Annotated in this window: 23 protein-coding genes; 12 read left to right on the top strand and 11 right to left on the bottom strand. The window is 69.9% G+C overall.

Features of this window, described 5'->3' with window-relative positions:
• Positions 1-302: 302 nt before the first annotated feature.
• Positions 303-1,457 (top strand): cytochrome P450, encoded by a 1,155-nt coding sequence (locus L324_RS41030; RefSeq protein ID WP_051174057.1) that lies wholly within the window; start codon positions 303-305, stop codon positions 1,455-1,457.
• Here L324_RS41030 and L324_RS23305 read toward each other — a convergent pair.
• The gene (locus tag L324_RS23305) at positions 1,448-1,873 is read right to left on the bottom strand and encodes a nucleoside deaminase (protein WP_037312284.1); all 426 of its coding nucleotides are present in this window, start codon (positions 1,871-1,873) and stop codon (positions 1,448-1,450) included. The two genes, L324_RS41030 and L324_RS23305, sit on opposite strands and share 10 nt — an antisense overlap.
• Positions 1,870-2,739 (bottom strand): LLM class flavin-dependent oxidoreductase, encoded by an 870-nt coding sequence (locus L324_RS23300; protein ID WP_037312282.1) that lies wholly within the window; start codon positions 2,737-2,739, stop codon positions 1,870-1,872. The genes L324_RS23305 and L324_RS23300 overlap by 4 nt, the downstream gene beginning before the upstream one ends.
• Before the next feature lie 93 nt (positions 2,740-2,832).
• On the opposite strand from L324_RS23300, the gene L324_RS23295 reads away from it, so the two are divergent.
• Positions 2,833-3,279 carry an Lrp/AsnC family transcriptional regulator gene (locus tag L324_RS23295; RefSeq protein ID WP_037312279.1) on the top strand — a complete coding sequence of 149 codons (447 nt, stop codon included), beginning with the start codon at positions 2,833-2,835 and terminating at the stop codon, positions 3,277-3,279.
• A gap of 27 nt (positions 3,280-3,306) precedes the next feature.
• On the opposite strand, the gene L324_RS23290 is transcribed toward L324_RS23295, so the two are convergent.
• Positions 3,307-3,696: a VOC family protein gene (locus tag L324_RS23290; protein ID WP_037312635.1), complete on the bottom strand. Its 390-nt coding sequence runs from the start codon at positions 3,694-3,696 to the stop codon at positions 3,307-3,309.
• Positions 3,697-3,763: 67 nt separating this feature from the next.
• A complete protein-coding gene (rox, locus tag L324_RS23285; RefSeq protein ID WP_037312277.1) occupies positions 3,764-5,188 on the bottom strand; it encodes a rifampin monooxygenase in 1,425 nt (474 codons plus the stop codon).
• Positions 5,189-5,436: 248 nt separating this feature from the next.
• Here rox and L324_RS23280 point away from each other — a divergent pair, with 248 nt between their 5' ends.
• The 3 genes from L324_RS23280 to L324_RS23270 are packed head-to-tail and all read left to right on the top strand — an operon-like array spanning position 5,437 to position 8,124.
• The gene (locus tag L324_RS23280) at positions 5,437-6,111 is read left to right on the top strand and encodes a TetR/AcrR family transcriptional regulator (RefSeq protein WP_037312274.1); all 675 of its coding nucleotides are present in this window, start codon (positions 5,437-5,439) and stop codon (positions 6,109-6,111) included.
• Positions 6,108-7,241, top strand: coding sequence for an FAD-dependent oxidoreductase (locus L324_RS23275; protein ID WP_037312271.1), 1,134 nt, complete (start codon positions 6,108-6,110; stop codon positions 7,239-7,241). Before L324_RS23280 ends, L324_RS23275 begins: the two co-directional genes overlap by 4 nt.
• 55 nt (positions 7,242-7,296) lie before the next feature.
• The gene (locus L324_RS23270; RefSeq protein WP_037312268.1) at positions 7,297-8,124 is read left to right on the top strand and encodes a hypothetical protein; all 828 of its coding nucleotides are present in this window, start codon (positions 7,297-7,299) and stop codon (positions 8,122-8,124) included.
• Between the two features lie 7 nt (positions 8,125-8,131).
• Here L324_RS23270 and L324_RS23265 read toward each other — a convergent pair whose 3' ends face one another.
• On the bottom strand, positions 8,132-8,761 hold the full coding sequence (locus L324_RS23265; RefSeq protein ID WP_037312266.1) for a CGNR zinc finger domain-containing protein: 630 nt from the start codon (positions 8,759-8,761) through the stop codon (positions 8,132-8,134).
• Between the two features lie 90 nt (positions 8,762-8,851).
• Between L324_RS23265 and L324_RS23260 the strand changes: the two genes are divergently transcribed.
• Together L324_RS23260 and L324_RS23255 are read left to right on the top strand one after the other, a co-directional pair.
• On the top strand, positions 8,852-9,631 hold the full coding sequence (locus L324_RS23260) for an MBL fold metallo-hydrolase (RefSeq protein ID WP_037312264.1): 780 nt from the start codon (positions 8,852-8,854) through the stop codon (positions 9,629-9,631).
• Between the two features lie 71 nt (positions 9,632-9,702).
• Positions 9,703-10,932 (top strand): MFS transporter, encoded by a 1,230-nt coding sequence (locus L324_RS23255; RefSeq protein WP_235783622.1) that lies wholly within the window; start codon positions 9,703-9,705, stop codon positions 10,930-10,932.
• 53 nt (positions 10,933-10,985) lie between these two features.
• On the opposite strand, the gene L324_RS23250 is transcribed toward L324_RS23255, so the two are convergent.
• Positions 10,986-11,717: a dienelactone hydrolase family protein gene (locus L324_RS23250; RefSeq protein ID WP_037312262.1), complete on the bottom strand. Its 732-nt coding sequence runs from the start codon at positions 11,715-11,717 to the stop codon at positions 10,986-10,988.
• 193 nt (positions 11,718-11,910) lie between these two features.
• Here L324_RS23250 and L324_RS23245 point away from each other — a divergent pair, with 193 nt between their 5' ends.
• On the top strand, positions 11,911-12,615 hold the full coding sequence (locus L324_RS23245; RefSeq protein WP_037312260.1) for a class I SAM-dependent methyltransferase: 705 nt from the start codon (positions 11,911-11,913) through the stop codon (positions 12,613-12,615).
• Between the two features lie 5 nt (positions 12,616-12,620).
• Here L324_RS23245 and L324_RS23240 read toward each other — a convergent pair whose 3' ends face one another.
• Together L324_RS23240 and L324_RS23235 are read right to left on the bottom strand one after the other, a co-directional pair.
• Complete coding sequence (locus L324_RS23240; protein WP_037312258.1) at positions 12,621-13,064, bottom strand: hypothetical protein; 444 nt, start codon at positions 13,062-13,064, stop codon at positions 12,621-12,623.
• A gap of 22 nt (positions 13,065-13,086) precedes the next feature.
• Positions 13,087-13,677: a TetR/AcrR family transcriptional regulator gene (locus L324_RS23235; RefSeq protein WP_161780879.1), complete on the bottom strand. Its 591-nt coding sequence runs from the start codon at positions 13,675-13,677 to the stop codon at positions 13,087-13,089.
• A gap of 372 nt (positions 13,678-14,049) precedes the next feature.
• Between L324_RS23235 and L324_RS42850 the strand changes: the two genes are divergently transcribed.
• Positions 14,050-14,199 (top strand): hypothetical protein, encoded by a 150-nt coding sequence (locus tag L324_RS42850; protein ID WP_161780878.1) that lies wholly within the window; start codon positions 14,050-14,052, stop codon positions 14,197-14,199.
• 38 nt (positions 14,200-14,237) lie between these two features.
• Positions 14,238-14,654: a MarR family winged helix-turn-helix transcriptional regulator gene (locus L324_RS23230; RefSeq protein WP_235783621.1), complete on the top strand. Its 417-nt coding sequence runs from the start codon at positions 14,238-14,240 to the stop codon at positions 14,652-14,654.
• Between the two features lie 12 nt (positions 14,655-14,666).
• Here L324_RS23230 and L324_RS23225 read toward each other — a convergent pair whose 3' ends face one another.
• Both L324_RS23225 and L324_RS23220 read right to left on the bottom strand, forming a co-directional pair.
• Positions 14,667-16,316 (bottom strand): WXG100 family type VII secretion target, encoded by a 1,650-nt coding sequence (locus tag L324_RS23225; RefSeq protein WP_037312253.1) that lies wholly within the window; start codon positions 16,314-16,316, stop codon positions 14,667-14,669.
• Between the two features lie 70 nt (positions 16,317-16,386).
• Positions 16,387-17,166, bottom strand: a complete 780-nt coding sequence (locus L324_RS23220; RefSeq protein ID WP_037312251.1) for an SDR family NAD(P)-dependent oxidoreductase — start codon at positions 17,164-17,166, stop codon at positions 16,387-16,389.
• Positions 17,167-17,251: 85 nt separating this feature from the next.
• Between L324_RS23220 and L324_RS23215 the strand changes: the two genes are divergently transcribed.
• Positions 17,252-18,103: a helix-turn-helix transcriptional regulator gene (locus L324_RS23215; protein WP_037312249.1), complete on the top strand. Its 852-nt coding sequence runs from the start codon at positions 17,252-17,254 to the stop codon at positions 18,101-18,103.
• Here the strand turns inward: L324_RS23215 and L324_RS23210 are convergent.
• Positions 18,062-19,297: a PucR family transcriptional regulator gene (locus L324_RS23210; protein ID WP_037312246.1), complete on the bottom strand. Its 1,236-nt coding sequence runs from the start codon at positions 19,295-19,297 to the stop codon at positions 18,062-18,064. The two genes, L324_RS23215 and L324_RS23210, sit on opposite strands and share 42 nt — an antisense overlap.
• 111 nt (positions 19,298-19,408) lie before the next feature.
• Here L324_RS23210 and L324_RS23205 point away from each other — a divergent pair, with 111 nt between their 5' ends.
• Positions 19,409-20,278 carry an SGNH/GDSL hydrolase family protein gene (locus tag L324_RS23205; protein ID WP_235783620.1) on the top strand — a complete coding sequence of 290 codons (870 nt, stop codon included), beginning with the start codon at positions 19,409-19,411 and terminating at the stop codon, positions 20,276-20,278.
• The last annotated feature ends 52 nt before the right edge of the window (positions 20,279-20,330 follow it).

The raw sequence follows: 20,330 nt of genomic DNA, 5'->3' as shown, positions 1-20,330 counted from the left end.
CATCCTAACGCAACTCACCGGGTCGCGAAGGTGAAGTCGGGCAGTCCGAACCTGGTCTTCTTTCCGCTATTGACAGGATCGTAAGCCGCCCCATATTTTCTGCTCGTCACGTTGATGACTACTGGGGATTGGGGGAAGCTCAATGAAGGCCGTTCGTTTCTTCACGCGTTCGATGCTGCGTAGTATGCGCAGCAAGGAGTCGGGCTGGTTGATCTACTACATGGATTACTGAGCCTGAGTGTTTTGCGGTTGCGGCGGCGGTCTCTGATCGCCGCCGCAACCGTCTTTTTCTGGGGGAAGTCATGCACACAGTCGTCGACGGCGTCCCGGGTGGCTTGATGGCCGATCCCCTGCGTCATCTCCTGACGTGGGACCGGGCCGGGAAACCGCCGGTGGTGCTGTTCGAACCAGGTCGGTACCTGGTGTCCGACGCGGAGATCGTCCGTACGGTTCTCGCGAGTACGACGGAGCCTTTCGAGGCTCGCGCGGCCACACTGGGGGCCGCCTCGGACTGGATCCCGGGTTCGCCGAAGAGCCGTCCGGTGAACGCGGCCATCGCACGGGAACTGGACACCGTGCTGCGGTCGTTGCCGAAGGAGCGGATCGCGGAGGAGCTGGCGGCCACGATGGGCGGCGAGGTCTGGCCCACGGCGGTCTCGGGTCTGTACCTGCGGTTGTTCGGTGAACGGCTGCTGCCCGACCTCACCCCGTCGGCTCGCAAGGCGCTGAACCGCGCGCTGGCGTTCTCGAATCGGCGTGACCGGGACAAATCCGCCGTTCTCGCGCTTCGCCGTCGCATCGCGCACAGCCGGGCGGAGGCCGCGCTCCACCGATGGGCGTCGGATCGGGACGGCGACACGGGTCTCCAGAAGGCCATCCACGACACGGTCGAGTCGATGGACGACGTCGCGCTGATGCTGCATGGTCTCACCGGGGCGATCTGCCGGGCGACCGCGATGGTCATCTCGTGGTGTGTGCTGCTCGACAGCGGCTGGCGGCTCGGGATGCCGGCCGGTGCGACGCTGACCAGGGGAGAGCCGTGTGATCCGGTGGAGGACCGGGTGCGTGAGGCGTTGCGGCTGTGGCCGACGGCCTGGCTGATGTCCCGGAAAGTCACCACCCCGGTCGAGGTCGGCGGGGTGGCGCTGACACCGGGCGAGCGGCTTTATCTGTGCACTTTCCTCCTGCATCGTGATCCGAGGGTGTGGAATGACGCGGACGAGTACCTGCCGTCGCGCTGGGAAAATCCGCCCGAGGGGTATAAAGCGGTCTATCTTCCCTATGGTTTCGGGGCGGCCGCTTGTGTCGGTTCGCGTTTCGTGAACCAGGCGACCGCGCGGGTCCTGGAGTGCTGGAGCGAATTGCCGGCCGCGAAAATCGAGCTGCGGAAAGAGAATCCGGTGATGGGGCCGATTCTGGCCCCACCCGAATTCCGATTCGTCCAGGATCAGGTGTAGTAGCCCGCCACCGGCACCCGGGCCTCGTCGAACAGCGCCGGGCCTTCAAGGCGGACGGCCGGTGCGGTGGACGGCGGTTTGAGCGCGGTGACCTGCTCGCCGGACAGGGCGAACACGACGCGTCCCAGGCTGGAGCGTTCGATGGCGCCCTGGCACATTCCGCACGGCTGGCAGCTGGTGTACATCGTCGTCGCGGCCGCGACGGCGGGTTCCAGTTCGCGCGCGGCCCAGACGGCGAGTTTCAGTTCCGGGTGCAGGCTGATGTCCGATTGGGACACCGTGGTGTTGTGCTCTTCGGCCAGTACCGTGCCGTCTGGCCCGACGAGCAGCGACCCGAAGGGCGGGTCGCCGTCGGCGCGGGACTTCGCGGCCAGTTCGATGGCGCGGCGGAGGAACTTCTCGTCCTCTTCGGTCATGATCGCTCCTTTTCGGACCGGTAGTGGCCCAGTTCCCAGTGTGCGGCGACGGTCGCCAGTGCCTGCCAGGCGGCTTCCGGTCGCCGGGTCTCTTCGGGGTCGCCGGAGAACGGATCGAGTACGACCGTCTCGGCGCCGAGGTGGCGGAGCCGGTCGAGGTCGTCGACGATCTGCTCGATCGTGCCTTCCCCGGCAGGCCGGTCCGGGCCGGTGACCGGCCGGTCGGTGATGTTCAGCAGGATCCGCGGGGTGAACGCGGGGACGGGTCGGCCCTGGCCGTCGGCGATGGTCTTGACCCTGGTGAGCGCCTCGGTGAGCCAGGGGAGGGTGGCCCGCAGCGGATGCCAGGCGTCGCCGACCCGGACGGCGCGGCGGATCCCGGCGTCGCTGTTGCCGCCGACCCAGATCGGGATGTCGCCCGCGCGGTAGTCGGTGTCGTTCGCCCAGGCGTCCCGGACGGCGTCGAGGTGGTCGTCGGTCAGCCGTCCCCGCTTCTCGAACGGGACGTCGAGCGCCGCGAACTCCTGGCGGGCCCATCCGGACGCGACGCCGAGCACGAGCCGTCCGCCGCTGAGCTGGTTGAGGTTCGCGGCCATCCGCGCGATCAGCAGCGGATGCCGGTACGGGACGATGAGCACGGTGGTCCCGAGCCGGATCCTGGTCGTCACCCCGGCGAGCCAGGACAGTGTCGTGAACGGTTCGTAGAACGGCGCCGGGTACTGCTCGGCGACGTCGGGGGTGATCGCGACGTGGTCGGACACCATGAGCAGGTCGTAGCCGAGGCCTTCGACCGTGGTGGCCCAGCCGCGGAGGGTTCCCGGGTCGGTCCCCGGGCCGAAGTTCGGGACGTTGACGCCTATTCGCACCGGGCAAGGCTATCGGCGCCGGTCACCGGCCGGGAAGAGATCTTTCCCGGCGTATCGCGGCTTGCGCCGTGGATCTGCCGGTAATCTGGCCGGATGACCGAGACTCTCGACGCGACGGACTGGGCCATCCTCGTGGAACTCCAGAAGGACGGCCGTCTCCCGCTGACCGAGCTGGGGAAACGGGTCAGCCTGAGCGCGTCGGCGACGACGGAACGGGTCAAGCGGCTGGAGTCGGCCGGGGTGATCACCGGCTACCGCGCGGACGTCGACCTCGAGAAGGCCGGGTACGTGGTGCTCGCGGTGGTGCGGCTGAAGTACCCCGGCAGCAAGCACGCCCCGCTGCACAAGCTGCTGGCCGAGCGGACGGAGATCCTCGAATGCCTCCGCACCACCGGTGACGACTGCTATGCGCTGAAGGTCGCGGCGCCGTCGATGGGGCGGCTGGAGGAGATCGTCAACGAACTGGCGCTGTTCGGGAGCACGAACACCAACATCGTCTACAACCAGACGCTGCGCTACCGGGGACCGCAGGGTCCGTGACCACGCCGGTCACGGACCCTGCGGGACTCAGCCCTGGCCCGCGGTCTCCCACAGGCCCATGACGTTGCCTTCGGTGTCCCGGAAGTAGGCGGAGAAGCCCATCTCGCCGACCGCGGTCCGCCCGACGAGGGTCGAACCGCCCTGCTTCTCGATGACCGCGAGCGTGTCATCGATACTGCCGACGTCGAGCACGATCACCGGCCCCTCGGCGGGGCCGAGGTCCTTCGCCAGCATCCCGCCGTTGATGAAGCCCGGTTCCGAGGGCAATCCGGCGTCGCCGGTCGGGCCGGAGGAGACCATCGTGTAGTCCATCCCGGGCATCGCGTCGGCCTTCCAGCCGAAGACCTCCCGGTAGAAGCCTCGCGCGCGCTCGCCGTCTTCGAACGGGATCTCGAAGTGCACGACCCGTCCGGTCATCGTCATCAACTCCTGTCGTGGCAGCGGTTTCGGACGCCCCCAGCCAATAGCGTCCGGTCCCGCCGCACTAGAGCCCTTCGCCCTCTCCGAACCACCGGCGCAGCGCCGCGGACAGCTCCTGCTGGTCTTCGCCGGTCCACGCCACGTGACCGTCCGGCCTCAACAGGACCGCGGGCACGTCGAGTTCCTCGCTGACATCGACGACGTGGTCGACCCGGTCGCCCCACTCCCGCACCGAAAGCCGCCCGGTCTGGTCGAGCAGCAGCCCGCGGCCACCGCGCATGAGCCCGTAGAGGTGCCCCTGCTTCAGTTCCAGATCCCGCATCCGGCGGCCGAGCAGGTCGTGCCCGTCGCCGAAGTCGTAGCGGATCGCGGTCGCGGTGGTCTTCTCGGTCAGGTACCGGCTCACCTCGTCGATGTCCATCAGTTCCGACAGCAGCCGCCGGACCGCCTGGGCGCCCGGTTCGAGGGACATCAGGTGCATCTGGGCGCGGGTGTTGTCCAGTACGGCCGCGGCCACCGGACGTCGTTCGGTCTCGTAGGTGTCCAGGAGGCCTTCCGGTGCCCAGCCGTCGATCGCGGCGGCCAGTTTCCAGCCGAGGTTGAAGGCGTCCTGGACGCCGAGGTTGAGGCCCTGCCCACCGACGGGCGGGTGGATGTGCGCGGCGTCGCCGGCGAGGAACGCGCGTCCGACGCGGTAGTGCTCGGCCAGCCGGGTGGCGTCGCCGAAGCGGGAGAGCCAGCGCGGCGAGTGCACGCCGAAGTCGGTCCCGGCGACGGCCTTGAGCTGCTTCTTGATCTCGTCGAAGGTCGGCGGGACCTGGGGGTTGTCACTGACGCCGTCGGCGGGCACCCCGACCCGGTACAGTCCGTCGCCGATCGGGGAGACACCGAACCGCAGCTGCGTCTTGCGGACCTCGGTCATCACGGCGAGCACCGTGTCCCAGTCCTCGGTCAGTTCCATCTCGCCCAGCAGTGTCTCGACCGTGGTGGGCTCTCCGGGGAAGTCGACGCCGAGGAGTTTGCGCACCGTGCTGCGGCCGCCGTCGCAGCCGACGAGATACCGCGACCGCAGCCTTGTGCCGTCGGCCAGTTCGACGTCCACCCCGTCCTCGTCCTGGCTCACCCCGGTCACTTCGCGGCCGCGCCGGATGTCCACGCCGACTTCGGCGGCGTGGTCGATCAGCAGGCGGTCGGTGATGGTCTGGGGGATGGCGAGAAGGTACGCGTGGGCGCTGTCCACCGCGGGCGGCGGTTTCCTGATGCCGGCGAAGGATCCGAGCGGGTGCTTCGTCCCGTGTTCGAGGAAGCGCTCCAGCAGGCCCCGCTGGTCCATCACCTCGATACTGCGCGCGTGCAGGCCCATCGAGCGGACGACCTTGCTCTGTTCCGCGTCCTTTTCCAGGACGACCACCCCGACGCCGTGCAGTCGTAGTTCGGCGCCCAGCATCATGCCGGTCGGGCCGCCACCGGCGATGATCACGTCGATCAAAGTTCCCCCGTTTGTCGAGCTCGTGCTTACGGCGGGTGATTGTCCGGGACGACCGGGGTCTTGCCGCAAGCCCCGGGGTGCGGTATACGTTGGAAGTGGCAGGGAGAGTCGATCTCTCTGCCTTTGTCATATCCGTCCGTTGTGGACACACCCCCTCCGACCCAGAGATCGAAGAACACACTGTGACCTGTGACGAACATGTTCGTCACGAACTTGTTCGAAACGAACATGTTCGTTAGGCTGTGGTCATGGCACTGGAGAAGAGCCGCCGGGAGCGACCGGCCAAGCCCGCGTTGACCCGCGACGGCATCGTCGCCGCCGCTGTCGGGATCCTGCGCGAGGAGGGCTTGCGGAAGGTCACGATGCGCCGCCTGGCGCAGGAACTCGACACCGGCGCGGCCTCGCTCTACGTCTACGTCCGCAATACCGCCGAGCTGCACGCGGCGATCCTGGACGAACTCCTGGGCACGATCGCCCCGCCGCCGTCGCGGGGTGGATGGCGTGAGCGGCTCGAACGGCTGCTGACCGCGTACACGGCGATGCTGCTCGAATACCCCGGTCTCGCGCTGTCCGCCCTGGTGGCCCGCCCGAGCGGCGAGAACTACCTCCGGCTGGTCGAGACCCTGCTGAGCCTGCTCGCCGAGGGCGACGTGCCTCCCGAGCGGCGCGCCTGGGGCATCGACATCCTCCTGCAGCACGCGACGGCGATCGCGGCCGAGCACGCCGGCGAGGAGTTCCCGGGGGAATGGGACGCACTCGCCCGCGCCGTCCGCGAAGCCGACGCCGCCACCCATCCGCAGATCGCCGCCCACGCGGGCGACCTGCTCACCGGACAACCCGCACAGCGGATGTCCTGGGGCTTCCAGGTGCTCATCACCGGGATAGCCGACACCGCCGTACCACCCGGAAGGAACCCGGCATGACCACACACCACCCCATCGCGATCGTCGGCGCCGGCCTGGGCGGGCTCACCCTCGCCCGCGTCCTGCACGTCAACGGCGTCCAAACCGCGGTCTTCGACCTGGACGCGTCACCGTCGGCCAGAACGCAGGGCGGGATGCTCGACATCCACGAGGACACCGGCCAGGAAGCCCTCCGCGCGGCCGGTCTCCACGACCGGTTCCGCACACTCGTCCATCCCGGCGGTGAGGCCCTGCGCATCCTGGACCGGCACGCCGCCGTCCACCTCGACGAGACCGACGACGGCGACGGCGGACGCCCCGAAGTCGCCCGCGGCGACCTGCGCGACCTCCTGCTCGGCTCCCTGCCCGGCGACACCGTGCGCTGGGGCGCCAAGGTCACCGCCGCCCATCCGCTCGGCGGCGGGAAACACGAGGTCACTCTGGCCGACGGCACGGTGTTCACCACAGACCTGCTGATCGGCGCCGACGGCGCGTGGTCCAGGATCCGGCCCCTGGTCTCCACCGCCGAACCGGCCTACGAGGGCATCTCCTTCGTCGAGGTCCACCTCCACGACGCCGCGACCCGTCACCCCGCGAGCGCGGCACTCGTCGGCGGCGGCATGTTCTTCGCACTCGGTGCTGGCAAAGGCTTCCTGGCCCACCACGACTCCACCGGCAGCCTGCACGTCTACATCGCGCTGAGGACTGCGGAGGACTGGATTCGCGGGATCGACTTCAGCGACACCGCCGGAGCGAAAGCCGCCGTGCTGGCGCACTTCGACGGCTGGGACGCGAGCCTGCGGGCACTGATCACCGACGCGGACGGCGACCTCGTCGCCCGGCCGATCCACGCGCTGCCGGTCGGCCACCGCTGGGACCGTGTCCCCGGCGTCACCCTCCTCGGCGATGCCGCCCATCTGATGTCGCCGTTCGCCGGGGAGGGCGCCAACCTCGCGATGTTCGACGGCGCCGAACTCGGTCGGGCCCTCATCGCCCACCCCGGCGACGTCGAGGCCGCTCTCCGCGCGTACGAGAAGGAGTTGTTCCCCCGTGGCGAGGCTTCGGCGGCCGAGTCCGCGGAAAGCCTCGAACTCTGTTTCGCCGAGGACTCCCCGAAGCCGCTACTGGAGCGATTCGCGTCGTATCGCTGAGGCAACCATCGCGCGGTGCCGGGCGTGCATCCGGTAGCGAGCGAAGGGGACCGCGGTGCAGGCACATCAGGGATGGCCCGGCGAACTCAGGCGGGAAGAGATCGCGGTGACCAGGAAGTGGCTGGCCAGACGCGGAATCGAGGTCGGGGAGCCCTCGAGGCCGCTCGCCATCCGGGTCGGCCCCCGGCTGAGCCGGACGGTGCCCGGCAGGCTGTGGTGGCTGGTCGGAGCGGTGGTGGTGAGCACCGTGCTGGCCGGCGCCTACGAGTTCCTGGTGGCTCGCGGCGAAGGGGCAGCCGCCGGTGTCAGCCTCTACTTCATCTGCGCCAGTCTGCAGACCGCGCTCTGGGCGTCGTACCTGCACCGTGAGCGCGCGCTGGGCCCGCTGCCGGTCATGGACCGCCGCTCCGGGCGCCCGGCGGCGCGGAAGATCCTCGGTGGCTGGTACATCGCCTCGCTCGCGATCACCTTCGGCGGCGCCGCCGTGCTCGCGGCGGCCATCCACTTCACCACCTCGGCGAAGGTGTACGCCTGGACCTGGCTGGGCGCGCTCTGCTGGCCCGCCCTCTGCTGCGCGGTGATCCTCGTGGTCACGTTGCGGCGGCCGATCCACGCCGAGGACACCGCCTCGGTGGCTGTCGACACCGAACTGCGGGTCCTGGACTGCCAGGCCGCGGTGCCCGGTCTGTACGGGGCGATCGTCCTGTTCGACGTGGCGACCGGTGACAGCACTCCCGCCGGGTTCACCGGCTGGCTGATCGCCTACGCCGTGCTCGCGCTGGGGACCACGGCCCTCGGTCTCTGGCACCACTACCACCGTCCCGCGTTGCCGCCCGGCGACTACGGAACCCCGGTCCGGCGCCCGCTCGACCGGGCTCAGTAGGCCCCGCTCAGCCGACCGGTTCGTGCTGGGTGCGCCGGGCGTAGGCCCGGGCGGCACGGGCCCGGTCGCCACAGCGGACCGAGCACCACTGGCGGCGGCCGTTGCGCAGGAAGAACCGGTTGCACGGCGCGGATCCGCAGGCGGCCAGCCGGTCGGCGTCCGGACCGGTGAGCAGATCGGCGGCGTTGGCCGCGAGGGCGGCCAGAGCGTGTTCCACGATCTGGGTGATCGGATGCGGCGCGGTGCGGCACAGCCCCTGTGCCGGGTCCCAGCGCAGGAGCGCGGCGGTGGGCGCCTTGCTCAGCGCGTCGTTGACGGCGTTGAGGGCGCTCTGCGGGGGAGGCTCCGCGCACGACCGCGAAGCGAGCAGGACCCGCACCTGCTCGCGCAGTGACCGGATCTGCGCCGCGCACATCTCCCGCAACCCGGTGCCGGGCGGGGCGAAACCGTGCTCGACGAGCCAGCGTGTCGCGCTGTCGGGGGTGCCGACCTGGTCGACGAACTGCCCGCCGGGCAACGCGATCGCGGTGTTGGCGAACGCGAGCGCGACGTACTGCTCCGCCCCCGGCGCGGGGGGCAGGAGGTCGGTCCCGGCGTAGTCGTCCACGTCCTCATGGTAGTCAGCGGATTCAACCATGAGAAAGTCTCACGGAATTGGTTGCGGGAATCCGTGAGAACCGGCTAGCGTTGCTCACGGAAAGAACAATACCTATCCGTGAGGTGGACCATGGCAGTAGGCGTGAACCCGATCAGCGACCAGCTCTCCGTCCAGGTCTTCGGCGGGCCGACGGCGCTGATCGAGTACGGCGGCCTGCGGTTCCTGACCGACCCGACCTTCGACGAGCCCGGCCACTACCCCAGGCCCGGTGGCAGGCCCGGCCTGACCAAGACCGCCCCGCCCTCGACGAAGCGCGCCGACCTCGGCCCCGTCGACGCGGTCCTGCTGTCACACGACGAGCACCCCGACAACCTCGACCACTCCGGCCGGGAACTGCTGGCCGACGTACCGCTGACCCTCACCACCCCCAGCGGCGCGGGCCGGCTCGGCGGCACCGCGAAGGGACTCGCGCCGTGGGAGTCGGTCGACCTGACCCGCCCGGACGGGGGAGTCGTCACCGTCACCGGCGCGCCCGCGCAACACGGCCCCGAAGGCGCGGACAAGGTCACCGGCGAAGTCGTCGGTTTCGTACTGACCGCCCAGGACCTGCCGACCGTCTACGTCAGCGGCGACAACGCCTCCCTCGACGTGGTCCGGCAGGTCGCCGAACGGTTCGGCCCGGTCGACACCGCCGTCCTCTTCGCCGGGGCCCCGCGGCTGAAGGGGGTCTTCGACGGCGCACTGCTCGTCCTCGACAGCGCCCTGGCCGCGGAAGCGGCGAAGATCCTCGGCGCCCGCACCGTGGTCCCCGTCCACGTCGACAGCTGGGACCACTTCACCGAAAGCCGCGACGACGTCGTGGCCGCGTTCACCGCGGCGGGCCTCGCCGACCGCCTCCGGCTCGGCTGATGTCCCGGCACCTGACCGAGCCGGTCACCACGGACTCACTTCCGCGGACACAGAAACGCACACTGACCGTCTTGACCGTCTCGCAGGTGCTCAGCGGCGTCGGCCTCTCGGCGGGAGTCACCGTCGGCGCCCTGCTGTTCCAGGACATGCTCGGCTCCACCGCGCTGGCCGGCCTGCCCAGCGGCCTGCTCACCGCCGGAACCGCGATCGCCGCCGTCGGCGTCGGCCGCCTGTCGCAGTCACGGGGCCGCCGCCCCGGACTCGCGGGCGGCTACCTCGCGGGAGCCGCGGGCAGCGCGGGGATCATCGCCGGCGCGGTCCTGCAGAACCCGGTCCTCATGGTCGTCGCGCTCCTCCTCTACGGCGCGGGCGCGGCGGCCAACCTCCAGGCCCGCTACGCCGGGGCCGATCTCGCCGCCCCGGCCCGCCGGGCACGCGCGGTGTCCACCGTCCTGGTCGCCACCACCCTCGGCGGGGTGGCGGGAGCGACCCTCGCCGCCCCGACCGGTGTCCTCGCGGCCGCGCTGGGACTCCCACCGCTCACCGGGCTCTTCCTCGTCTCCGGAGTGGCCTACGCCCTGGCCGCCGTGGTCCTCCTCGGCTGGCTGCGCCCCGACCCGTTCCTGCTCTCCCGCACCCTCCCACCGGACGGGCAGGCATCCGGCACCCTCCAGGACACGGGCGACGGACCCGGTGTGCCACAAGGGATCCTGGTGATGGTCCTGGCCCAGATCACGATGATCGCGATCATGACCATGACCCCGATCCATTTGCTCGGGCACGGACACGGCACCGGCGCCGCCGGCCTGGTCATCGCCCTCCACGTCGGCGCGATGTTCCTGCCCTCCCCGCTGTCCGGGCTGCTCGTCGACCGCTACGGCCGCCGCGAGATCGCCGCCGCCGCCGGGATCACCCTGGCCGTCGCCGCCGTCCTCGCCGCGGCCGCCCCGGGCGACTCGGTGGTGCTCCTGGCCCTCGCGCTCGTCCTCCTCGGACTGGGCTGGAACCTCGGCATGGTCAGCGGCACCGCGATCATCACCGACGCCGCACCCGTCGCCACCCGCGCGAAGACACAGGGGATGGCCGACGTCGGTGTCGCGATCGGCGGCGCGGCGGGCGGCATGTCGTCCGGGTTCGTCGTGGTCGGCATCGGCTACCCCTCGCTCGCCCTCCTCGGCGGCGTCCTCGCGCTGGCCGTCATCCCCGCCGTCGGATGGCGCGCACGACGACGTCGTGAAGACGGAGTTCCCGGCAGCCGTGCCCGGGACGGGCCGTTCGATCGTCCTGAAGGACCCCTTTGAGACGGTGAACGTCGCAAAGGGGTCCTTCAGGACGCCTCCCGACGCCCTTTGCCTTACCTCAGGTGCCGGTCGAAGAACCGGCCCGCCGCCTCACCCGCGAAATGCGGGACACCGGTGTGCCCGCCCATGTTGGCGTGCAGCGTCTTCTCCTTCGAGCCGAAGGCGTCGAACAGATCCAAGGCCAGCTGCCGATCGTTTCCCTCGTCATCCCACTGAAGCAGGACATGCAGCGGGATGGTGACCCGCCGCGCCTCTTCGAACAGGCAACGGGGCACATAACTTCCCGCGAAGAGAACCGCGGCCGAAATCCGCGGCTCGATCGCCGCCAGCCGGGTCCCGATGGCGATCACCCCTCCCGAGTACCCGACCGGGCCACCGATCTCGGGCAGCTCGAGGAGGGCGTCGAGAGTGGCCTGCCATTCCGGGACCGCCTTTTCGACCAGGGGGAGGACGAGCCGGACGACGATCTCGTCGGAGACCGGCTCCCCGGCCTCCAGCGCGCGGCGCAGATCGACGCGGGCCTCGTCGACGGCGGCGATCCGGGGCCGGTCACCGCTGCCGGGAAGTTCGATGGTGGCCGCGGCGTAACCCGCCGCGGCGACGAGCCGGGCCCGGGCCACCAGACGTGGGTACATCTGGCGCACCCCGCCGGGATGTCCCATCAGGATCAGCGGGGCGGGTGCGGGCCCGGACGCGGGCGTCCACAGGATGCCGGGGTTCCCGCCGAGGGTGAATTCGCGTTCGAGGACATCGTCGTCGAAGCGCTGTTCGGAAACGAAACGCATGGTCGTGCCTTTCGGGAGTGCTCAGAACGGCGCTCCCGGACGACCTATCGCCCGACCGTGACCCCAGAGGGGAGCACCCATGTCGATACTGCGTTCACGGGTACCACCTCCTCGGTCTCTCGCACGGCAACCGGGACACTAGCGGTCGCCGTCGTTGTCCGCCAACGGGTTTCCGCATGCCATATTGGGGCGTATGCCTTCTATCGTCGAAAACGACTACGACACCTTCGCCGAGGCGTATGCGGCCGAGAACGAGACCAGCCTCGTCAACGCCTACTACACGCGACCGGCGATCCTGGACCTGGCAGGGGAGGTGTCCGGCCGTCGGATCCTCGACGCCGGCTGCGGAGCGGGCCCGCTGTTCGAGGCACTGCGCGACCGCGGCGCTCTCATGACCGGTTTCGACGCCAGCGCCAAAATGGTGGAGCTGGCCCGGAAACGGCTCGGCCCCGACGCGGATCTGCGAGTCGCCGACGTGACCGAACCCCTCCCGTATCCCGACGGCGCGTTCGACGACGTCATCGCCGCCCTGGTGCTCCACTACCTGGAGGACTGGTCCGCTCCGCTAGCCGAGATACGACGGGTACTGAAGCCCGGCGGACGGCTGATCATGGCCGTGAACCACCCGATCATCTTCAAGCTGCTCTATCCCGAAGCCGACTATTTCGCCACCGTCAAGTGGTCCGACGAGTACACCTTCAGCGGCCAGAAGGCCGTGCTCACCTACTGGCACCGGCCGCTGCACGCGATGACCGACGCCTTCACCACCGCCGGCTTCCGGACGGCCGTCGTCAGCGAGCCGTACCCCGCACCGGGCGCCCGCGAGCGATTCCCCGACGAACTCGCGGGCAAGACGGCTTTCCTGAGCTTCCTGTTCTTCGTCCTCGAGGCCGTCTGACCGGGTCAGCCGGGCTGGGAAGCGGCAGGCTTGGTGAACCACCCGGCGTAGGTGAGCAGCAGGCCCATCACGGCCAGCGCGCCGAAGAAAACCCGGCCGAGGAGGACTCCGGTCGGTGAGAGCATGGTGGCCTGGGCGCCCGACTCGATGGTCGCGGGTATGACGATGAGGAGGAATCCCCGCACGGCGACGAACCAGCCGAACAGTGACACGGTGACCGCGAGCGGCCCGCGCCAGCTCCGGTGTCCACCGATGATGACCAGCCCCGCGCCGAGCATGAGGGCACCCAGCAGCAACACCAGAACGGGCTGGGCGAACAGGTCGTTGACGATGTCCAGGCCGTCGGGCAGCCGGATCGCGTAAACGGTGGTGAAGGTCGCGACATAGGGGCCGATGACCCGGGCGAAGGCCCGGGTGCGCTTCTGTGCTTCGACGGTGGCTGTCGACACGGTGCTCCTTCGGGTGCGCGAATCAGTGGTTTTCGGGGCGGTAGCCGAGCTGGTGGAACACGGCCCGCAGGAACTGTTCGACCTCGCCTGCCGTACCGGTGTCCGGCCGGACGGCCAGGTGTTGCCAGACCGCGCCGGTGAGCACGTCCAGCAGGATGTCCGGGTCGCTGTCGGCCGGAAGCTGCCCGCGATCCCGCGCCCGCTCGAGCACATCCCGGCGCGCTCGGTCACGATGCCGGCCGAACTGGTCCTGGTAGGCGCGGGCGAGTTCCGGGTTGTCCTCAATCGCCCCGTAGAGACGGCGCAGAAGACGACGTTGCCGCGGATCGGCGAGGACGTGGGCCCACCCCGCCAGCAACTGCTCGACGTCGTGGATCTCCGGGCTCGGCGGTGGATTGCCGTAGGCGGCCTCGACCGTGGCGATCAGGAGCCGGGTCTTGTCCGGGAACCGCCGGTAGACGGTGGCCCGGGTGACCCCGGCCCGCCGGGCGACCTGCTCGATGCTGGTCGCCTCCGCGCCGCGCTCGATCAGCAACTCCAGCGCGGCGTCCAGGATCGCGGCATCGGCTTCCCTGCTCCGCGGTCGGCCGGCGACACGATTGTCAGCACTCACCCTCATTACAATACGGTACAGATCTGCATTGTAATGAGGGTGCCTAGTTTTTCGGGCCTCAGATGCACGCGACCGGCCCCAGAAAAAGGGGCCCTGGCCAGGCGAAAGGCTCTCAGATCGCCGCTGAGCCCCTAACAGGGGCAGCCTGGTGTGTTTCCTCCGGCAGTCGCCCCTCCTTTCCGGGCGCGTCGCCGCCTAGTTCGACCCGCCCGCGATAGCCGGCCGATCAAGTCCGCGAGCCCTCCACTCGGGATGCTCAGTCATAAGGGGCATTATCACGGTGCATCGCCCTGCTTGCAGTTTCGCGTTTGACTGACGCGAAACCGGATACGCGTATCGCGTAAACAGGCAAAAGGGACAAGAATTGCCGAGGTGCTGGGCGAGAAAAAGGGCGGCGCGGTCGAGGGCCTGGCCGGATTCGTCGAGCAGGCCGATGAAGGACTGGAAGACGTGTGGCACGCCGGCCGTGATGTCCAGGATGACGTCGACGTCGGCGTCGCGGGCGTATGCCCAGGCATATAAGGCGCTGATGCGACGACGGCCACGTTCTTCAACGACTGGTGCGGTGCGAGACCCGCCTGTACAACGCGCTCAACGACCGGATGCGCCGAGGCCACGGGATCGCGGCCTCGCAGTACGAGTTCCTGCGCTACCTGCGCGACCATCCGGACGCACGAGTCGGGGACCTCACGGCCTTCTTCGTCATCGGGGTCGGAGCGACCAGCAAGGGAATGGACCGCCTCGAAGGACGCGGCCTGTTCAGGCGCGTTCCCGATCCCGCCGACCGCCGCTCCTCGCTACTGGAACTCACCGACACCGGCGAGCGTCTTGTCCACGAAGCGGACGAGACGCTCGCGGCCATCGGCGCGCTCATCCAGACGGCCCTCGACCCAGCGCGGCTAGGCGCCGCCGCGCAGGCGCTGCGGCAACTCCTGACCGCGCTCGAACACGACAGGATCGGCACACCCGCAGGCTGAAGAGCCGCCGGTTCAGGGGAGGGCTTCGCCGAGCTTGTCCAGCCCCTCGCGGATCCCGTCCTCGACGCGCCGATACGTGTCCGCGCCGGTCACCAGGCTGTCGGCGATGCCACCGACCGTGTCCACACTCGCCGTGAGCCGATCCCCGGCGGCGCTGAGGTGCTTGGTCAGCGTGTCGCTGAACGCGGTGGCGGCGGGAACCTCGCCCAGCAGATGCGCCACCAGTTGCAGCCGCGACATCGCGCCCGCCGCGCCGCTCAACGTCGACGTCGCCTCGTCCAGGACACCCGCGGCGCCGACCAGCGAATCGGGGTCCGTTTCGTATCCGGCGTCGCCGGAGGAGAGCGCACCGTCCAGGTCGAGGCCGAGCTCTTCCAAGGAGATCCTGGTCAGCTCAGGTTCGTCCCACTTCGAACCCGGGTTCTTCTGGTACCCGTAGGCGCCGGATTCGTGTGCCAGCACGATCTCCCCGTCGATCTCGACGGCTTCCTCGACGCCGTGCGAGTCGTAGCCGTCGTCGTTGCCCGGCTCGCCGCCCTTCAGCTCGATCTCTTCGCGATCGTTGAAGTCGAACCACTCCGGCGTCCGGTCCTGCCGGTAGAACTTGCCGCTGTGCCCGTCGGAGGAGGAGAAGATGAACTCGTCGTCGCGGACCACGACACCCTGGACGTTGTTCGGTGTCTCGATCGGTTCTCCGGCTTTGTCCGGCTGGGGCGAACCATCCGGGCCGACGGGGACCTCGTAGAGCCGGTTGTTGGTGTAGTCGCCCACGAAGAGCTTGCCTTGCGCGTAGGTGACGTAGCTGTGGGCGGGCGTGTCGACCACGTCCACGGCGTCGACCGGTTTGCCGCTGTCCCGCGCGGCGTCGAGTTCGGCCTTGTCGTAGACGTACACGTATCCGTTGGACGACACCCAGACGTGCTTGCCGTCCGTCGCGACACCGCCGGTGTGCGTGGGCGCGCCGACCTCGTCGTTGCCGTTGAGGTAGACGTTTCCCGATTCCACTCCGGTCTCGTAGTCGACGTAGGTCAGCCTGCTTGGCGTCAGGTCGGGGCCGATGGGGCTGTCGCCCGATCCGTCACCGTCGCCGTCGTGGTACGAGCCGACGAGCAGGTTCTTGCCGTCGTAGGCAAGGCCCTGCGACGTCCACGGCTGCCCTGGATCGACGCCGCTGATGTCGGCGTTGCCGTCGCTGTCCCAGCCCTCGCTTCCGCCGCCGTCGGTGGTGGCCGCCAGCGCGGTGAGCCTGCTTTCGTAGGTCTGCTGGGCGACGGTCAGCGCCCGGATGGTCTTCATCGCGATCTCCGGCGCTTCGAGGAGATCGGTCAAGCCGAGCTCGCGCCAGGGGCCGATGGCGGTGTCGGCCGACGTCCGCAGCGCGGAGTACGCCTTCGCGGCGCCCTTAATCGCCGCCTCGGCGGTGTCGAGCTGGGTGTACACCTCGGCGACGGTTCGCGAAGACTCTTTCGCCTTACCGACGAATTCCGCGGCCGCTGTACCGCGCCATGACCGCGCCGCCCGCAAGGCGCCGTCGGAGATCCCGTCCGCGACGGTCCGCAACGACGCCTTGGCGTCGGCGATGGTGGTGCCGACTTCGGCGATGCCCGCCGCGTCACCCGAGGTGAGCTTGGCGTAGAGCGGTTCGGGATCAAGGAACGGCATCGGCTCCTCCTCGGTCAGCGGTCGCGTTCTGACGTCGGCGGGCGGACACCGGTTCCCTACGATCCACCGCTCAGGACAGCATCCCGCCGTCCACCCGCAGGACGGTGCCGGTGACGTAGGAGGCTCGGTCGCTCAGCAGCCACGCGGCGGCCTGCGCGACCTCCTCGGGTTCGGCCACGCGCCCGAGCGGCGTCTGGGCGTTGAGCCGCTCCAGGATCCCCGGTGAGCTCGCGACCCATTCGCTGAACATCTCCGTCATCGTCGTCCCGGGGGCGACGGCGTTGATCCGGATCCCTTCCGGCCCATAGGTGGCGGCGGCCGACGCGGTGAGGCTGTTGACGCCTCGTTTCATCGCGCCGTACGCGGGGAGTTCGGGATTGGCCATCAGGCTGCCGACACTGGTGTTGTTGACGATGGCCCCGGTGCCCGCGGTGGCCCTGATCGCCTCGATCTCGGCGACCATCGCCAGCCACGGGCCCTTGAGGTTCACCGCGTAGATGCGGTCGAAGTCGGCCTCGGTCACCCGGTCCAGCGGGCCGGGCGGCACGTTCGTCGCCCCGTTGTTGAACGCGACGTCGAGCCTGCCGTGCAGGTCCACGGCCCGGCCGACGGCCGCGCGCACGCTCGCCGCGTCCCCCAGGTCGCACACCACGTGGTCCGCGACGCCGCCCGCCGCGCGGATCTCCTCGGCCACGGCCTTGAGCTGGGCCTCGGTCCGGGCGGCGAGGACGACCCGGGCACCCTCCTCGGCGAACAGCCGCGCGGCGGCGGCACCGATACCGCGGCCGGCGCCGGTGACGAAGGCGACCTTGCCGTCCAGCAGGCCCGAAACAGTCGTTGTGTTGGTCATGCCACCGAGAGTCCGCCCGTCCGGTGACGCTATCCAGGCACCGGCGGTACCTGGATAGCCCGGGCCCGTCGCGCACACTGGAGGGGTGGACAGAGGACAACTGGCGGATTTCCTGCGCAGCCGTCGCGAGCGGATCGCCCCCGCCGACGTGGGCCTGCCCGCCGGGCCACGCCGCCGCACCCCGGGACTGCGCCGCGAGGAGGTGGCGCAGCTGGCGTTCATCTCGACCGAGTACTACACGCGGCTGGAGCAGGCACGCGGTCCCCGGCCCTCCCGGGAGGTACTGGCCGGGCTGACCAGGGCACTGCGGTTGTCGGACGTGGAACGCGACCACCTGCACCATCTCGCCGGTGCTCCGCCGGGACCTCCGCCCGGCCCGTCCCGGGAGGTCCGGCCGAGCATCCTCGCCCTTCTGCGGCGCCTTCCACAGGCCGCGGCGATCGTGCTGTCGGCGACCTACGAGGTGCTCGCGTGGAACGACCTCGCCGCGGCACTGATGGAGGACTTCTCCGCACTCCCACGCCGCGACCGCAACCTCGTCCGCCGCGCGTTCCTCGGGCCGCGACCGGAAGGCGGTCGACTGTACGGGGTGTCGGACGCCGACGAGTTCTCCGCGAGCGCGGTCCGGAATCTGCGGGCCACGGCCGGCCGCTACCCCGACGATCCCGAGGTCACCGGACTGATCCGGGAACTTCTCGACGGCAGCGAGGAGTTCGCCCGGCTGTGGGCCGCGCACGACGTCTGCGCCGAGCCCACCCTGTGCAAGACGTTCCGGCATCCGGTGGTCGGCCCGATCAGCGTCAACTGCGACGTCCTCGCCATCAGCGACCGGGATCAGCAGGTCGTCATCTACACCGCCGACCCCGGCACCCCGTCGGAGAACGCGCTGCGGCTTCTATCGGTCGTCGGGACGCAGCGCATGGACGTCCCGCGCTGAGCCTTTTGTAGGTTCCCTCGATACCAGCGACGAGACATGCGGATCGATCCGCAGCGCGGTGGCGAGTGCGAAGCGGCCCGCCGGGTCGTCGATCGTGCCGCCGAAGAGCGTCCGCAGCTGCCGGATCCGGTACCGGACGGTCTGGACGTGGACATGCAGTTCGACACCGATCGCCTGCGGCTGGTCTGGCCGCGCGAGCCAGGCCGCCAGTGTCGCGGTCAGCCGTTGTCTCGCCGGTTCGGGCAGGCCCGCCAGCGGGGCGAGGACGTCCTTCGCGAACTCGGCGGCGAGTTCCGGGTCGGCGGTCAGCAGCAGGTCGATGCGGTGGTCGGTGGTGTGGACGAGGGCGCTTTCACCGAGTGCGCCGGTGCGGGTGAGCCGCCACAGCGCGCTCGCCCGGCGGGCGCCGAGTGCGGCCGAACGCAACGGGACCACCGGGCCGACCCCGGCTTGGTCCCGACCGAGCAGATCCCGCAACCGGCCGAGGTACCACTCCAGCCGGTCGGCGGGCATGACCACGGCCGTGAGGTCGTCGTGGCGGCCGATCAGCACCCGGCCCGGCATCCGGTCCAGCAACCGCGGCGCGACGTCGGCGCTGGTGACGGCGATGACGAGCCGGTCAGGCGGTACCCACGCGGCCTGGCTCGCGGCGTCGTCGAGCACGTCGCGGGCGGCCGCCGGTTCGGTGAGCAGGAGACCGAGGAGCCGGTCGCGCCGTGCTTGCCCGGCCCGCGCCGCCTGTGACCGCGCTTCGGCGTATCCGTCGGCGGCCGCGGCCGAGAGTTCCGCGATGAACGCGAAGAGCGCCTCGCCGAGTTCCACGATCGCCTGGGTGGGGAGGTCCACGGCCGGTGCCGCCGAGGTGAGCTGCCGCCATACTCCCAGCGCGGCCGACTGGTAGAAGCCGAGCATCTCCTCCAGGCTGCGGCCCGCGGTGTGCTGGGCCCGGCCCTGCGCGCGGTAGACCTCGCGGTCGGTGGTGACGTCGGGGTGGCCGATCTCGCTGAAGAAGGCCGACAGCGCGACGTCGAGGGTGGTTTGCAGGTTCGCCGCCGTCCGGTGGTCCAGCGGGGTCCGCAGCCCGGCGCGGACCTGGTCCAGCGCGGCGGACGCGATCGCGGCGGTGTCCGGTTCCAGCCGGGTGAGCACCGAGGCGTCCAGCCGGCGCCACGGCTGCGCGGACGGCGTGGTCATAGAGGAAACCTACAAAACTCCGATCAAGTACGCGCGCCTCCGTTCTAGTGGTTCACCCGCTCCCCGGCGGACGCTGTCGGCGGCATTCGACGACGCATGCAGGAGGCGGCAGTGACACGTTCTCGCTGGGGAAGACTCGTTCGTATCGCCGCGGTGGCGGGCACCGCACTCACCCTCGCCGGATTCGGGACACCGGCCATCGCGGCCGAGCGCCAGGTGTACGTCGCGATGGGTGACTCGTTCTCGGCCGGTTCCGTGGTCCTGCCGCAGTCCGATCTGCTCACCTGCGCCCGGTCCGCGATCAACTACGCGGGCCTGCTGGCGAGGGAGATCGAGGTCGACGAACTGCGCGACGTCACCTGTGGTGCCGCGACCACATCGCATTTCAGCAATCCGCAGAAAGGCATCATCTCCGGCACCAACCCGCCGCAGTACGACGCGCTGTCCGCCGACACCACCCTGGTGACCGTGGGCATCGGCGGCAACGATGTCGGGCTGGTCGGGCTCGCGACGTCGTGTGTGAACCTGCTTCCGGTGGGGACGTCGTGCAAGGCGGCCAACACCGCGGGCGGGGTGGACAAGTACGCGACCAGGATCGACGCCTTCGCCGCCACCTACGGGACGGTCATCGAGCAGATCCGCCAGCGTGCCCCGCAAGCGAAGATCGTCATGGTCGGCTACCCGACCGGGATCAAGGGCGGCGGCTGCTGGCCGCTCGTGCCGGTACTGCCGCAGGACGCCGACTACATCCAGGCCAACATCGACCGGCTCAACGCGCGCATGGCCGAACAGTCCGCGGCGCACGGCGCGAGCTACGTCGACATCCGGACGCCGAGCATCGGGCACGACGCCTGCCAGCCGATCGGCGTCAAGTGGATCGAAGGGCTCATCCCGTCGGTGGTGAACAACAGCTTCGCGCCCCTGCACCCGAACGCCGCCGGACTCGCGGCCGTGGTGCCCAGCATCCGGAAGGTGCTGTAGCCCGCCGCCGACGCCAGGAAAGGACCTTTCCTCGCAAATTCTGCGAGGAAAG

Origin of the sequence: Amycolatopsis orientalis DSM 40040 = KCTC 9412, assembly GCF_000478275.1 — a bacterium.
In the GTDB taxonomy this organism is placed as follows: domain Bacteria; phylum Actinomycetota; class Actinomycetes; order Mycobacteriales; family Pseudonocardiaceae; genus Amycolatopsis; species Amycolatopsis orientalis.
Note: the sequence above shows the minus strand (reverse complement) of the source record. Positions and strands in the feature narration are given on the sequence as shown.

Coding starts and splice junctions, on each gene's coding strand:
- L324_RS41030 (WP_051174057.1), top strand. CDS start 303: ATGCACACAGTCGTCGACGGCGTCCCGGGTGGCTTGATGGCCGATCCC.
- L324_RS23305 (WP_037312284.1), bottom strand. CDS start 1,873: ATGACCGAAGAGGACGAGAAGTTCCTCCGCCGCGCCATCGAACTGGCC.
- L324_RS23295 (WP_037312279.1), top strand. CDS start 2,833: ATGACCGAGACTCTCGACGCGACGGACTGGGCCATCCTCGTGGAACTC.
- L324_RS23290 (WP_037312635.1), bottom strand. CDS start 3,696: ATGACCGGACGGGTCGTGCACTTCGAGATCCCGTTCGAAGACGGCGAG.
- L324_RS23280 (WP_037312274.1), top strand. CDS start 5,437: ATGGCACTGGAGAAGAGCCGCCGGGAGCGACCGGCCAAGCCCGCGTTG.
- L324_RS23275 (WP_037312271.1), top strand. CDS start 6,108: ATGACCACACACCACCCCATCGCGATCGTCGGCGCCGGCCTGGGCGGG.
- L324_RS23265 (WP_037312266.1), bottom strand. CDS start 8,761: ATGGTTGAATCCGCTGACTACCATGAGGACGTGGACGACTACGCCGGG.
- L324_RS23260 (WP_037312264.1), top strand. CDS start 8,852: ATGGCAGTAGGCGTGAACCCGATCAGCGACCAGCTCTCCGTCCAGGTC.
- L324_RS23250 (WP_037312262.1), bottom strand. CDS start 11,717: ATGCGTTTCGTTTCCGAACAGCGCTTCGACGACGATGTCCTCGAACGC.
- L324_RS23245 (WP_037312260.1), top strand. CDS start 11,911: ATGCCTTCTATCGTCGAAAACGACTACGACACCTTCGCCGAGGCGTAT.
- L324_RS23225 (WP_037312253.1), bottom strand. CDS start 16,316: ATGCCGTTCCTTGATCCCGAACCGCTCTACGCCAAGCTCACCTCGGGT.
- L324_RS23220 (WP_037312251.1), bottom strand. CDS start 17,166: ATGACCAACACAACGACTGTTTCGGGCCTGCTGGACGGCAAGGTCGCC.
- L324_RS23210 (WP_037312246.1), bottom strand. CDS start 19,297: ATGACCACGCCGTCCGCGCAGCCGTGGCGCCGGCTGGACGCCTCGGTG.